Origin of the sequence: Hymenobacter metallicola, from assembly GCF_004745645.1 — a bacterium.
Classification (GTDB): domain Bacteria; phylum Bacteroidota; class Bacteroidia; order Cytophagales; family Hymenobacteraceae; genus Hymenobacter; species Hymenobacter metallicola.
On record NZ_SRMB01000003.1, the window covers coordinates 61,022 to 75,156 of the forward strand.

The 14,135-nt window shown below is 64.0% G+C and carries 4 protein-coding genes; all 4 read right to left on the minus strand.

Going from position 1 to position 14,135, the window contains the following annotated elements; genetic code table 11:
- Positions 1–27: 27 nt before the first annotated feature.
- Positions 28–9,378 carry a CARDB domain-containing protein gene (locus E5K02_RS15520; protein WP_135396125.1) on the minus strand — a complete coding sequence of 3,117 codons (9,351 nt, stop codon included), beginning with the start codon at positions 9,376–9,378 and terminating at the stop codon, positions 28–30.
- 36 nt (positions 9,379–9,414) lie between these two features.
- Complete coding sequence (locus E5K02_RS15525) at positions 9,415–10,389, minus strand: hypothetical protein (protein WP_135396127.1); 975 nt, start codon at positions 10,387–10,389, stop codon at positions 9,415–9,417.
- Positions 10,390–10,606: 217 nt separating this feature from the next.
- Positions 10,607–12,778 (minus strand): LA_2272 family surface repeat-containing protein, encoded by a 2,172-nt coding sequence (locus E5K02_RS15530; RefSeq protein ID WP_135396129.1) that lies wholly within the window; start codon positions 12,776–12,778, stop codon positions 10,607–10,609.
- 112 nt (positions 12,779–12,890) lie between these two features.
- Positions 12,891–14,003 (minus strand): FecR family protein, encoded by a 1,113-nt coding sequence (locus tag E5K02_RS15535; RefSeq protein WP_135396131.1) that lies wholly within the window; start codon positions 14,001–14,003, stop codon positions 12,891–12,893.
- Positions 14,004–14,135 lie beyond the last annotated feature (132 nt).

Sequence of the window (14,135 nt, forward strand, 5' to 3'; positions counted from 1 at the left end):
GGCTTTTTCAGCATACTTTGAAACAGGTTACTCCTTCACCAGCTTCTGCTGCTGCACCGTGTCGCCGAGCTTGGTGGTGAGCAGGTACATGCCGGTGGGCAGCGGAGCCAGTTCGGGCAGCGCCACGCTGGTCGAGCCGGCGGTGAGCTTCACCGTGCGGGTCAGGACCACGCGGCCGGCCAGATCCACCAGGCGCAGTTCAGCCACGCCAGCTTCCGGCGCCACGACAGTGACTTGCAGCTCCGAGCCGCGGAAGGGGTTCGGGTGAGCCTGCACCTGCAGTTTGGCTTTGGCGAGCGTCACGGTGGCCACGGGGCTATAGGCCACGGTGCCGTCCTGATCTACCTGCCGCAGGCGGTAGTAGCGCAGGCCGCCAGCCGCCGGCAGCTGGGTGTCGAGGTACTCGTAGCTGCTGGCCGTGCTGGTGGTGCCTTTGCCGTTCACCCGGCCAATTTCGCGGAAGCCCGTGGCAGGGTCGTTGGTGGCTTCCACGGCGAAGTAACGGCTGTTGCGCTCCTGGGCCGTGTGCCAGCGGACGGCTACCGCATTGCCTTGCAGCGTAGCGGTGAACTTGGTCAGCTGCACGGGCAGCGGCGCCGACGGGCCATTGAGGTAGAACTCCGAGAAGTGGTCCGTCACCGTTACTTCAGTTACGAAGTAGTTGTCGGCGTCAGCGGCGGTAGTAGCTGGCGTGAGCGTGCGCACCTCCGAGGTCGGGCCCGAGAAGGTGTTGTTGCTCAGCACGCAGTCCTCGTTGGGGCCGCTGTACTGAGTCAGGCGCAGGTCACTGAGCTTCTGCACGTCGTTGGCGTCGTTGTCGTTGGCTTCCTTGAACCGGTCAAACTCGGTTTTCAGGCCATAGAAGCGTACGTCGACCGAGCCGCCCACGAAGGTATTCTGAGCCACCACGTGCCAGTTGCGGTCTAGCACTTCCAGGCCGTTTATCGAGCGGGCCCCGGCGGTACCGTCCTGAATGCTGAACTGCACGGCCACTTTGCCCAGGGCGCGGCCCCGGTCGTTGATGGCGGCCACCACTTTGCCATTTTTATACAGACGCTGCCACTGACCCGAGCCGGTGCTGACGATGGTGTCGGTGGTGAGACACTGGTTGTGCACCAGGTCAAATACTTCCAGCTGGTCGTCGATGACGGTGAAGGTGTCGCCGACGAGCTTCATGGCTTCGCGGTTGTCGGTGCTGTCGGTGGCCAGGGTGAAGAAGTCGTAGCGCACGCCGGGCTCCCCTACGAAGGTGTAGGAGTTGCCGGAGAGACTGGCTTCGACTTGCTCAAACGCACCTTGGTCACGGGCTACGTAGAGGGCGTAGCTGCGCAGGCCCGAGCCGTTGGGGTCATCACCGCCGGTCCAGCTGAGCTGCACCGCAGTGCTGGCCTGCCGGGCCGCCAGGGCGTTGACGTGGCTGCTCGGGGCGGCCCCGTCGAGAATGTTCCACCAGCGGTTCGTCTTGATGGCCCCGTTCACGTCGAACACGATGCTGGCCTGGGACGCCAGCGTGTCGCCGGTAAAGGCGTTGGTCGAGGCGCTGATGGTGTAGTTGACGAAGCCCTGGCCTCGGCCGGTGGAATCGTTGATGAGCAGGAAGCCCTTGTTGGGGTCTTCCGGCGCGAGTCCGGTGGCGGGGTCAATGGTTTCGAACTGCCACAGCAGCCGGCGGTTCACCACGTCGATGGTGCCCAGCACGCGCACGTCGTAGCCCAGGGAGTCGGGCAGGTCGAGGGTGCGGGTGTAGGTCGAGGTATTACTGGGCACGTCGAAGGAGAACTTGCCCCAGCCGAAGGAGCCCACGCGGAACGAGCGGGGCTCGTAGGCCGAGCTCAGCGGCACCTGCACCCGCACGACCTGGGCCGGTGCGGTGGCAATCAGGGGGTCATTCTCAAACTGCACCTGGTAGTTCAGGGTCTGCTGCACGCCCACCATCTTGCGCTTGCCGAGCCCGTCGGGGCCCACAATCAGGTTGGGGTCACTCGAGCCCACCACTTCGGTGCACGACAGGCCCCGGCCTTTGTAGGTAAACACAATCGAGTCGGCGCAGCCAATCAAAGCCGAAGGATACCCAATGGCGCTGAACGGATCCGGCCGGAACGAGCGGGGACACTCCGTAATGCCGTAGTCGCCGCAGATGCCGCCGGGAATGCTCACCGCTGCCGACTGGGCCGTGTAGCCCGTGCGCGGGTTGCGGCCCACCCAGCTCAGGTCCAGCAAGCCGGCCTTGGCATAGTAGCTCTGCAGGCTGTCCTGCCAGGCCGTGGGGTTGGTAGCCAGGGTCACGACGCCGGTCGGGTACTTAGCCGGCTCGGCCAGTACGGCCTGCCGGTAGCGGCCGATGTGGTCCAGGGTCTGGCGCGAATACCATTCCTCGGTCATGGCCGCCTGGTTCCAGACAACGGGGTACTGCCCCACGCGCTGGGGCGTCAGGCGGATGTTGACCTGAATTACCTCGTCCGGCACCAAGTCGCGGGCTACGAAGGGCAGCACCTCGGTCAGGCCGTCTTCCAGGCGGTTGTTAGGCGTGTTGGAGCCTGCCCCAGCGTGGAAATCCGACTTCTTGCGCACGTTGGGCGTGTGCGTGATGACCGGGTTGGAGCCGGGCGGCAGGTTGTACTGGAACTCCCAGTAGGGCACGTCCACGTTGGAAGTGTTCTTCAGGAAGTAGGTCCAGTTGCCGCTAGAGCCGGCCCGAATGGTCTTCGGAATGATGGTGGCAAAGTCGACCGACAGGGCGCGGCGGGGCTCCACGGTCAGGCCGTTGGTGAGCTGCACGCGCTTGGTGCCGTTTTCAGCCACCACGTTGTACTGGCCCACGGCTACCGAGTCGAGCTGCCAGCGCAGGGTCAGCTCCACGCTGCTGCGGAACTTGATGACCCGGGCTTCGGCTACCACGGCGGGGTTGCTGCCCTTGGTCAGGTAGAAGCGCGTGATGCCCTTGCGGAAACCGGCGCCCAGCACCTGCGTGGTCACACGGCCCTGGCCCACCCGGTCGGCGGTGATGGAGCGCACCTGGAAGCCGAGGGTATCGGCGTACAAGGTGGCCGTTTGCTGGCCGGCGTACACGTAGGGCGTCTTGACCAGGATGTAGTAGGGTCCGGCCTGGGTGGTCGGAATCAGCAGCTCCTGGTTGGGGCTCACCTGGTCGGTGTAGATAAAGTCGTAGCTGGCCGGCGTGGGCACGCGGTTGTGGGCCACGTACACCTCGTTCTGACCAAACTGCTGGTTGCTGGTCAGCTTGAGCAGCATGTCCTTATCCACGCCCGGCGTCACCTTATAATACACCAGCGAGTCGAGGTCGAGCTTGAAGCTGGTATTGGTGCGCAAAGCCAGCTCATCCACGCCGATGTTCAGCTGATTGCCGGCGGCCAGCACGTTGTTCGTATTGGCTGCGCCCTCGTAGATGTCGTCGTAGAGGTTGGTAGCCATCAGCCCATTATAGGTACCGGGCTCAATGGCCTGCACGTGGCTTTTCACCACGCCGGTTATGGTCTGGTTGGGCTGAATGGTCAGGTTGCGGGTGCTGGAGGCAAAGAGTTTGTCCACGGCCCCGTCCACTACCAGATCCTGGGACAGGAACAAGCCGTCCTTGAGCAAGCCCACGGCGGGGTTGGCCCCCTGGTTTTTCACCGAGTAGTGCACCGTCATGGTTTCGCCTAGCTTCTTGCTGCCCGGCACGGCCACGGCCGTTACGACCAGGTCGGCGGGTTGCGGCACCCGAATCAGCAGGCTGCCCTGCTCGATGTTGTTGAGCTCCTGCTCGTGCTCGTACACCGTGCCGTACTGCACTGCCCCGCCCCACAGCGTGGAGGGTGAGTAGCCGTTGCTCTGGGAGTTGTCGGCTACGAGGAAGATGTAGTAGTTGCCCGACAGGTAGGCCGGGATGGTCACGTTCAGCAGGGTCGAGTACGAAGCGCCGGCGGCCAGAGTACCCACCCGGTTGTAGTTGCCGATGCGGGTAGCGCCATTCACGGTGGGGGCCGTATTCACGTAGATACCGTCGTTCCAGTTGCCTTCCAGCGTGGCGCCGATGCCCTGGTTTTTGATGGTAAACGGAATCTGCACCTGCTGCCCGGCCACGACGTCGGTCGGGAAAGTCACGGACTGCACCACCAGGTCGGCCGGCGGCGTGAGGGTGATGGGCAGCGCCACTGTCCGCACGTTGTTCACCGGGTTGGAATCAACCAGCACCGGGGAGCTGGTGTAGCCGCAGCTCCAGTAGTTGCGGTTGCCGGTTTTGGCAATGACGTAGAAGCTGCCCTGCAGGCCGTGGGGCAAACGCACCGTGGCCGAAGCCGCGTAGCTGCTGCCCACCGCCAGGTCGCCGTTGCGCTGCACCGTGGAGAGGTTCAGGTCGGAGTTATCCAGCACGTTGTCACGGGACAGGAACACCTGGTCGTACCAGCCGGTAGCCAGGGTGCGGAAGGCGCCCTGGTTGTCGACGGTCCAGTTGACCTGCACCGTCTGGCCCGAGTAGGCCGCGCCGGTGGTCGTCAGGGCCGTCACGCGCAGGTCGTCGGAGTAGCGGTAGGTGAAGGCCACGCGCTGCTCGTTGTTGTTCTCGAAGTCAAACTCGTACACGCTGCCGTTGGCGTCGGTTTTGAACACGAGGTCATACTCGCCCGGGTCCACCCAGCGCGGAATGGTCAGCGTCATCGAGCCAGTGTAGGTCTGGCCGGGCGCCAGCGGACCGGTGTGGGCCACGGTGCCCAGCGTGGTGCAGTAGGCGTTGCCGCCGTTGCGGTGGTGCAAGTACACCACGTCGTTCCAGGTGCCGGTGGCGTTGCCCACGGCGCTACTGGTGTTGCGCACCGTGTAGTTCACCGTGAAGGTTTCGTAGGCGTCCACCGTGCTGGGGCCCGTGAAGGCGGCCGGAGCCAGGTCGGCGTAGGTCAGCCCGATGGTGACAGGGCTGGCCGAGCGGATCAGGTTGTTGCCTTCGTAGGTGTACTCAAACACGTTGCCGGCCTCCTTGTTCTGCACGAAGTCGGCCTTGCCGTACACGTAGTACTGACCCGACAGGCCGTTGGGAATGTTCAGGGCCAGCGTGCGGCGGTAGTGGTGGTTCGGGGCCAGAGTGTCGCCGTTGAAGACGTTGTAGGTCCCGACTTCCGTGGCCGTGGCCGGGTTAAACGTGGCGTCCTTGCTCAGCCAGAACTTGTCGGCCCAGTAGGTTTCCACCGGCGCGTTCAGGCCGGTGTTGCGCACGTCCCAGGTCACGTTCATGCTCGTACCGGCCAGCGTGTTCGTGGGGGCCGACAAGCGGAACGGGGCCAAATCGGCCGGGGGCCGCAGAATCACGTTTACCGCCACCGGGGCGTTGGCGTTGTTGGTGGAGGCGGTTTCAAACACGGCGTTGTTGGCATCCGTGTACACGTAGAAGTAGCGCGTGCCGTACTCGGTGTGCGGAATCCGCAGATTCACCGTCCGCTGGTAGTAGCCGCCGGGCAGCAGCGTATCCGTCACCGTCTGGGAGCCAATCAGCAGGGCATTAGGGCCCAGGGCCAGCTCGGCGGTGTTGGCGGCAATGTTGTGAATGGTATCCGGCGAAATGAAGTACTTATCCACCCGGGGCACCGTGCTGGCCACCGAGCCGCGGTTGTACACGCGGTAGCGCAGCTGCACCATCGTGTTGCCCACCGAGTTGTCGGCCGGCGAAACGAAGTTTTCCACCGCGAAGTCCGGGGTTTCGGGCACGATGACCAGCACCCGGTCGGCGGCGCGGCGGCGGTTGTTGTTCTCGTTCGACTCCGGCAGCTGTCCGTAGTCATCGGCCTTCACGAACACATAGTAGCGGCCGGCCTGCGAATACGGCACCGGGAAGGTAGCCGTGGTAATGTAGGTGCCGTTGGGCTGCAGGAAGGTCGAGTTGCCCCGGGCGCCTACCACCGTAGCGGCGCTGCTAAAGGCCGAGTCCTGGGAAATGTACACCCGGTCGCTCCACTGCTGGGCCAGCGTGCTGCCGGCACCCGCGTTGGTTACGTTCCAGGTCAGCTCCATGGTCTGGCCGGCGTACACGGTATCGGGCACCACGATGTTGGTGACGCGGATATCGGGTAGCTCCCGCAGGCGGAAGGTTTGCACCGGGCCTTCGGTGCGGCCACAGGGCGTCACGCTCACCACCCGCCACTTGTACTGCTGGCCGTAGGGCAGGTTGCCGTGGTAGGTATAGGCCAGGGTGTTGAGGTTAGCCACCGTGGCCTGGGTCGGCTGGCCGCCCGAAGCCGGCCAGATATATAGGTCGTAGGAAGCCGCGCCCGAGGCCGGGGCCCAGGAGAAGGGAATCGGCAGGCTCAGGCCGTTGGAATTGTCCACCGGCTGCATCTGGCTCACCATGCCCGGCGTAGCCGTGTACGGATTGAGGCGCACCTTCTGGCTGAAGGTGTAGGAGCAGCCCGCGCCGTTGGTCACCGTCACCGAGTAGGTCGTCGTGGCCGAGGGCGTGGCGGTCAGGGTGCTGGTCGTGGCGCCCGTGCTCCAGGCGTACGTTGCCCCGGCGCCCGCGCCCGTCACGCGCAGCGTCACCGACTGGCCCGCGCACACCACCGAGTCGCTGGCCGCGAAAACCGGGCGGGGCAGCACTTCAATGGTCTGGGTAGCCGTGTTCTGGCAGCCGCTGGCGTTGGTGTAGGTGTAGGTCAGCATGTGCAAACCAGCACCGGCCGCGGCGGGGTTAAACTGCCCGCTCGTCACACCCGGGCCGCTGTAGACGCCACCCGCAGGGGCGCCGCCCGTCAGGGCAAAGGCGGCCGTTTCGCGGCACACCGGCGCCGGGGCGGCGAAGGTCACCACCGGCAGCGGGTTGACGGTCAGGGTCTGGGTAGTCGAAGCCGAGCAGCCGCCCTGGCTGTAGGTGTAGGTAATGGTGTGGGTGCCTACGCCGGCCGTCGTCGGGGTGAAGTAGCCCCCGCTCACGCCCGGGCCGCTGTAGGACCCTCCTACCGGTGAGCCGCCGGTCAGCAGCACGCTGCCGGGGTTGGCACACACCGCCGCAAAAGGCTGCAAGGTCACCGTGGGCGCCGGGGTCACGGTTATCGTCACCTGGTCGGTGCACACTTTCGACCCGGCTTTCACCGTCACGGTGTAGGTCGTGGTCATGGTCGGCGTCACGGAAATGCTGGCCGTGGTTTCGCCCGTGCTCCACAGGATGGTGCCATTGATGGGCGTGCGCAAGGTCAGGTTAACGCTCGTGCCGGCACATACCGTCTGGTTGCTTTGCACAATGTCGGCGTTGGGCAGCACCACGTAGGTGCTGTCCGACTGCTGGCAGGCGCCCATGACGGTCACCTTGTACCAGCCCGGCGTAGTCACGCTGATGCTGCGGGCCGTGGAGCCAGTGCTCCACAGGTAGGAAGTGGCACCGGCACCGGCGTCCAGGGTTGCGCTGCTCGCGCCACAGGCCACGGCCGTGGTATCGGGCAGGTTCAGGGGCAGCGGCGGGACGATGCTGATGGTCACCTGGTCGGAGCAAGTGTAGGAACCGGCCCGTACCGTGGCGGTGTAAGTCGTCGTCTGCGTGGGCGCCACGGAAATGCTGGCCGTGGTTTCCCCGGTGCTCCAGCGGATGCTGCCGTTGGTAGGGCCGGTCAAAGAAAGAGCTACGGTGGTACCGGCGCACACGGTCTGGTTGCTCTGGGCAATGTCGGCGTGGGGAATGACCACGTAGGTGCCGGCCGTAGCCGAGCAGGAGTTGCTGCTGCTGTTGGCCCCGGTTACCGTCACCGAGTAAGCACCCGGCGTGGAAGTCGTGATGGTGCGCGACGTGGCGCCGGTGCTCCACAGGTAGCTGCCGAAGCCCGCGCCGGCGTCCAGCGTCACGCTGGTAGCGCCGCAGGTGGCGGCCGTCGTATCGGGCAGGCTCACTACCGGGCCCGGCGTAAACAGCACCCGCGTGGTATCGGAGCCGATGCAGCCGCCGGCGCTGGTCACGTCTACGAAGTAGCGGCCGGCCGCATTCACCGTAATCGACTGGGTGGTTTCGCCGGTGTTCCAGCGGTAGGTGCTGCCGTTGCCGGCTGCTGCCGCGGTTAGTGTCACGGGCTGGCCCGAGCAGGCCTGCAGGGTGTCGGGCAAGTTCGGCTGAAACTTGGTGGGCGCCGTGATGCTGAACGGGTGGGCGTAAGCCAACGACGGCTTGCCATTGGCATCCACCGCCGACACGCGCAGCACGTACGCACCCGCTTCCGTCAGGCAGAGTTGGGGCGAAAACGTCACGTCCACTTTGTTGGCGCGCGTGGCCACTGGCAGCACGTAGGTTTCGGGCGAAGTAACGGCCGTAGTGCCGCGCATCACCTGGTAGTGCAGCTTGGTAATCAGCGGAGCCGGACTAGCCGAGCCGCCCGAAGTCACCTTCAAAAACGTCTGGCTGTGCGTCAGGCTCCAACGGTTCGAAGCGTCCTTCACCCGCACGTTGATGGTGTGCACGCCGCTTGTCACGGCGCTCAAATCCAGGGTTTGCACCTGGTCGATGCTTTTGCCGGGCGTAACAGCAATAGCCGACGCCTTGCCGAAGCCGGGGTCGGTGTCAATGTAATACTCGGCCCGCGTGATATTCGGCGCCGTGTTGCCCGAGCCCGAACTAGCCGCCATTTTCAGGAAGCTCTGGGTGTGGGTCAGGCTCCAGCGCTTGTTGGCGTCCATCACCCGCACGTTTATCGTGTGAATGCCCTGGGTCAGCGCGCTCAAATCGAGGCTGTACGCCTGGTCCAGACTGGTGCCGGGCGTTACGGGCAGCGCCGTGCCCAGGCCCAGACCGGGGTTGCTGTCAATGTAGTACTCGGCCCGCGTAATGTTGGGCGCGGTGCCGCCGCTGCCGCTGTTGCTGCCCATTTTCAGGAAGCTTTGCGAGTGGGTCAGGCTCCAGTGCTTGTTGGCGTCGCGCACCCGCACGTTGATGGTATGCACGCCGGCGGCCAGGCCGCTTAGATCCAGGGTATACGCCTGGTCGAGCTGGCGCGTGGCCGTGACGGGCAGCGCCGTGGCGCGGCCCAGGCCGGGGTCGGCATCGAGGTAGTATTCGGCCTGGGTGATGTTGGCCGCCGTGCCGCTGCTGGTAGCCGTGTTCGATTTAAGGAACGAGCGTACCAGCGTCTGGCTCCAGCGCCCACCCCGGGCGTGTACCCGGGCGTAGAGCGTATGAATACCCGGCGCCACGGCCGAGAAATCGGCCGTGAACGTATGATCCTGGGTGGTAGCCGCCGTGGGGAAACTCACGCGGGTGCCGCGCCCGAAGCCGGGGTCGGTATCCACGTAGTACTCGGCGTAGTCGAGGGGCTGTTGGGCCCGGGCCGTGAAGGCGGTACCCAGCCAGGCTAGCAGCCACAGCAAGGTAGCCCGCCCCAGCCAGCCGGGCGCGAACAAGTGTCGGATTATCATTATCCTGCGAGAATTCGGGAAAGGACGAAACCGACCTTAGTTGTGCGAATTGGCCTTGATGCGAATCTGCAGGGTGCCCGAAGCCGGCACGACCGAAGGCTGGGAAAACGACCAGATCGAAGGAATGGCCGGCAGGCCGCTCAGCACGTAGGGCTCGTTGCCGCCAAACATGCCGCAGTCCTCGCCGTTGACGCCTGCCCCCAGGGCCGGCGAACCGCTTTTGAGCTTCCACTTGCCGTCGGTAGAGCCCGTGCCCACGAAGACGTTGCTCATCGTCACGTTTTGCACGTTGCCGTTGCCGGCCGGAAACTGGGTGCTGTTACACAGGTTGTTGTTGTACGAATTGCCCGTTCCGCTGATGGAACCGCTATTCATGATGTTATTGTAAACAAAGGAGTTGTAGGTAGTCAACCCGGGGCCATCAATAACGTTCTGCGTCACGTGCACCACGGAGTTGCTGCCGCTGCTCAGGCCGCTGGAGGTGATGTAGTTATTGGTAATGAAGATGTTCGTGCAGCCACTGCCCACGACCACGTAGTAAGCGTAATTCTGGGAGACGAATACGTTGCTTACGTTGCTCACGTAGTAGCCCACGTACGCGTAGACGTTGCGGTTGCGGCGTACCACGATGTTGTTGGTATTCACAAACACCTGCGTGCCATCAAAGCCCATTATCTCCGAGCCCTGGGAACCCGCGTCGAAGCTAACGCTGCTCAGCTGAGCGGTCAGGGCCGATACCTGGGTTTCGGGGTTTTCGGTCAGGAAGTAGCCCGGCCCGATCAGGACGAGCTTCTTCGACAAGGTCATGGAGCCGTAGTTGGTAGCCGAGCCGTTGAAATACAGCGTGTCACCGGCTACTACGCGGCTATCCGTGCTGGCGGCGGAAGCGGTAGTGAAGTCGCCGGGCGTGCCGGTGTTGTTGTCCACGCGCCATACTTTGGCTTCGGCAGAGGTAGTTGCAAACAGGGCCGCGGTGAGGCAGGCAAACAGGTAGGTAAGCGTTTTTTTCATGGAGCTTAAAGAAGTTGACCGAGAAAAGAGCGACTGTGAATAGCACAGTTTTGCACGGTCAAAATTAGATTGGCTCCCAGGGCGGCACAATCGCCAGATGTGGGTATTTTTTATATCAAATCTTTTTATTATGACACAAGCTCAACAGTAAGCCATGAAAGCCGACCCTTATAGTATTTATAGTTCTGGATGCTTTCTTGGCCTACAGGCCGATTTATCAAAACCGCAGTCCAATTTGCCCACCCAGCCACAGGCGCGCGGGCGTGTTCCCCCATTGGGTGTCGGTGAGCAGCAGCTGATTCTTGCCAAAGTCCGAATTCGTGCCGTTGCCGTCGTTTTCGTACAGGGCCAGATTAAGCGTGGGCGAAACAACCAGGCCCAGACGGCCCTGGGGCTCAATCTGCCAGACCAGGGTAGGCCGCAGCTGGGTGTACGACAGCAGCGTGCCTTCCGTGCCGGGTTGCTTGAGCAGGTACCAGTCGAGCAAATCCAGGTTCCAGCTGAAGCGCCCGTGCGGCCGGCTGGCCGTGCCAATGCCGAAGCCCGTAGCCCAGTGCACCCGGCTACCGAAAGGCTGGGTGGCGGCCGACAAAATGGTGTAGTAGCGCGTAGTGCCCAGCTTTAGGGCCGCGTTCAGGGGCAGGGTTTCACTGGTCCATACTTCGCCGTGCAGGTAGCCATGCCGCACAATGTTGATGATGCCCAAGGTGGCGCCATCCACCGAATCAGCAATATTAATAAGGCCAAACTGTACGCCTTGCACATGCTTGGCCACGTTCACCAGCCCCAGCTGCACGCCTTGCACCCGCCGGGCCGTGTTGAGCAACGGTGCCGTTTGCAGCCCGCGGATATCGGTGCCCGTCAGATTGGCAAAGCCGGCCGCCTGCACCAGTGGCCCCGGCAGCGACGCTGCGCTGGGAGCACTCAGGTGCTGGGCTACCGAATCGGTGGCCAGCAGGCGCGGCAGGCCCAGCAGTTGCCGGGCCAGGGCCGGACGGTTGTCGTTGTGCCGGGAGCGGGCCGCGCCGCCTACAATGTTCACAAAGCCCGCTACCTGCACCCCGCGGGCGTCGTCGCGCACGATATTGGCCAGGCCCGCCGCCTGCAAGCCCCGCACCGAGCCCCCCACCACGTTTACCACGCCCGCGGCCTGCCCGCCCCGTACTTCCGTGCCCGTTACGTTCACGACCCCGGCGGCCTGTACGCCCTGCATGGTGTCGCGCACTACGTTTACAAGTCCCCCGACCTCCACGGCCCGTACGCCGGCGGCGTAGCCACCCAGTATGTTCAGGGAAAAATCATTGATGCTGCGGCCACTACGCAGCCCATTAGTACCCAAGGGAGCTACAAAGGAAACCTGCCAGGCATGCCGGTCATAGGTTTTGCCAACGACGGACGCCGCCATAGGCACCGGCTTCAGCACGGTGTCGCGGGCGGGCAGGCCACTAGCTACGGGCACCACGCGCCCGGCCAGGGTGTCGCGGCGCAGGGCCGGCCCCCCGGGGCGCGGACTTTTGCGCAGGGGCTCTTGCAATTCGGCAACGGCCACCGTCACCGTATCCAGCACCGATTTGGCTCCACCTACTACTTGTTTGGCCCCTTGCCCGACGGTGCGCCCCGTGCGCCGGGCCGTGCGGGCTACGGCTCCGGTGGCAGCCTGCGCCGCGGCAGCTGCCTTTTGCCGCAGCCGGGCCAGGGCCGACTGAGTTTCCCGGCTAGTTGTATCCGTCAGGGCGCTGCTGGGGGGCCGCGCCGTATCCGCGGCGGCTGTTGGGCGCGCAGCAGATACCGTTGGGGCGGGTACGGCTACTCGGGTTGGTAATGGGCCTGTTGCTTTCTGCGTGCTGGCCGTGACTGGAGCCACGGGCCGCACCGAACGGGTTTTGTAGCCAGTCGACGTACTCAGTTTCACCGGGCTATTGGCGGCTACAGCCGACCGGGCCCCAGCCGCCTTGCCACTTCCCGACCGCGCCTTATTAGCCGCCCGAAATGCTGCACTCACGCCCGCAGCGGAACTTGGCAGCGGCACCCCAGGTTCCGCTGCCTTGCGAGCTTCAAAGGGCGGTTTTTCACCCGTGCGCCACAACACAATTTGCCCTCCAATAACCTGATAAGAAACACCCCGGTTCTGAAACAGCTGGTTCAGCACGGCCCCTACCGGCTGGGTGCCCTGGGTCTGCAGAGTCACGCGCTTCTGCAGGGGAATAAACGTGCTGCTATAGCTGAAGGGCACACCGCTCTGACGGGTAATGTCCCGCAGAACCTGCTGCAGGGGCGCATTGGTAGCCACGATGCGCACCCGCCGGGTCAGCAACGTAGCCGCCGACTGCGCCCAGCTAGTACCGCTTAGCAAGCACAAGCACAAGGAAAAACTAAGCAGGTACCGCATAAGCGCGGAAATAAAAGGAATTGGAACGGGCAGGCTCGCAGAAACAGGTGGGGCCTTACCAAGGGCTTGGCCTACTCGACAGCTGGGGCTACACTGGCCCCGCTGCACCGGATTACTGGCAGCCTTGGCCCCCAAGAATGTAGCCATTGACGGCGTCGCCAGCCAGGGTAGCATTCGTCGCTACACTAACGACCTGCAGCACCTGCGCCGGGTCGGGCTGCTGGAAGGTGCCGGTGAAACGACATTTCAGCAAGGATTTATCGGCCACGGTAATGGTGGTGCCAAAAGTGGTGCGCAGGGTACGCAGGACGTGGGCCAGGGAGGCATTGTCGAAGACCAGCTCCCCGGTTTGCCAGGCCCGGAAGTTGCCGTCCGAAGTAGGAGTCTGCCGCACCGCGGCGGCCACGTTGGCAGCGGCCGTCTGCAGCACGCCGCGCTGGCCGGGCCGGAGCAGCACCGAGTCCTGGTGGCTGCGGCGGCTGGCAAAGGCCACTTTACCCGTCACCACCGACACTTCTACCGAGTCTTCCGCCGCGTAGGCCCGCACGTTGAAAGAGGTGCCCAGCACACGGGTGCGCGACTCGGCACTAAGGACCGTGAACGGATGCGCCGGGTCTTTGTGCACTTCGAAGAAAGCCTCGCCGCTCAGCTGTACTTCCCGACCCCTGCTCCCGCTAAAATCTGCCGCATACTCCAGCGTCGAATGCTTATTGAGCCAGACCTTGCTACCATCGGGCAGGGCTAGCAGGCGCTTCTGGGCGCCGGCAGATACGGCCACGGGCGGCGGCGGCAGCAACTCGCGCCGGTACTTCTGCATGGCATACACGACCCCAATCAGCAGCAAAACGGTTGCGGCAATGCGCAGCAGGGCGGGCACTGGGCTACGCCGTAGTGGTATCACCTTCCCTTCTGGGGCCTCTGCCCTTCCGGTAGCAACGGGCTCCGGGTGGTGCACCCGCATCGGCGGGGCCACTGGGGCTTTATTCCCGCTCATCTTGGGTTGGAACCGTTGCCAGGCCGCTTCCACATCGGCTTCGCTGAACAGGTCGGCGACGGGGGGCGCGCCGGCCCGCTCCCAGGCCCGGGTAGCGTCGGTGAGTAACCCCAGACGCTTGGGGTCGGCCGTCACCCAGTTGCGCAGCTGCTCCAGCTCGCCGGACGTGGCTTCGCCCGCCAAGTGCTTGGCCAGCAAATCCCAGGGCGCCTCAGACGCAGAGTGGAGCATTCTAGTTGTTGGTTGTTGGTTGTCAGTTGTCAGCCCCTTACCCCTGGCTAAGGACTATGGGACGACTGGTGGCACAAATATGCCATTGATTTCTAGAAGAACTCTACATCATACAGGTAGGGAGTAATCAGA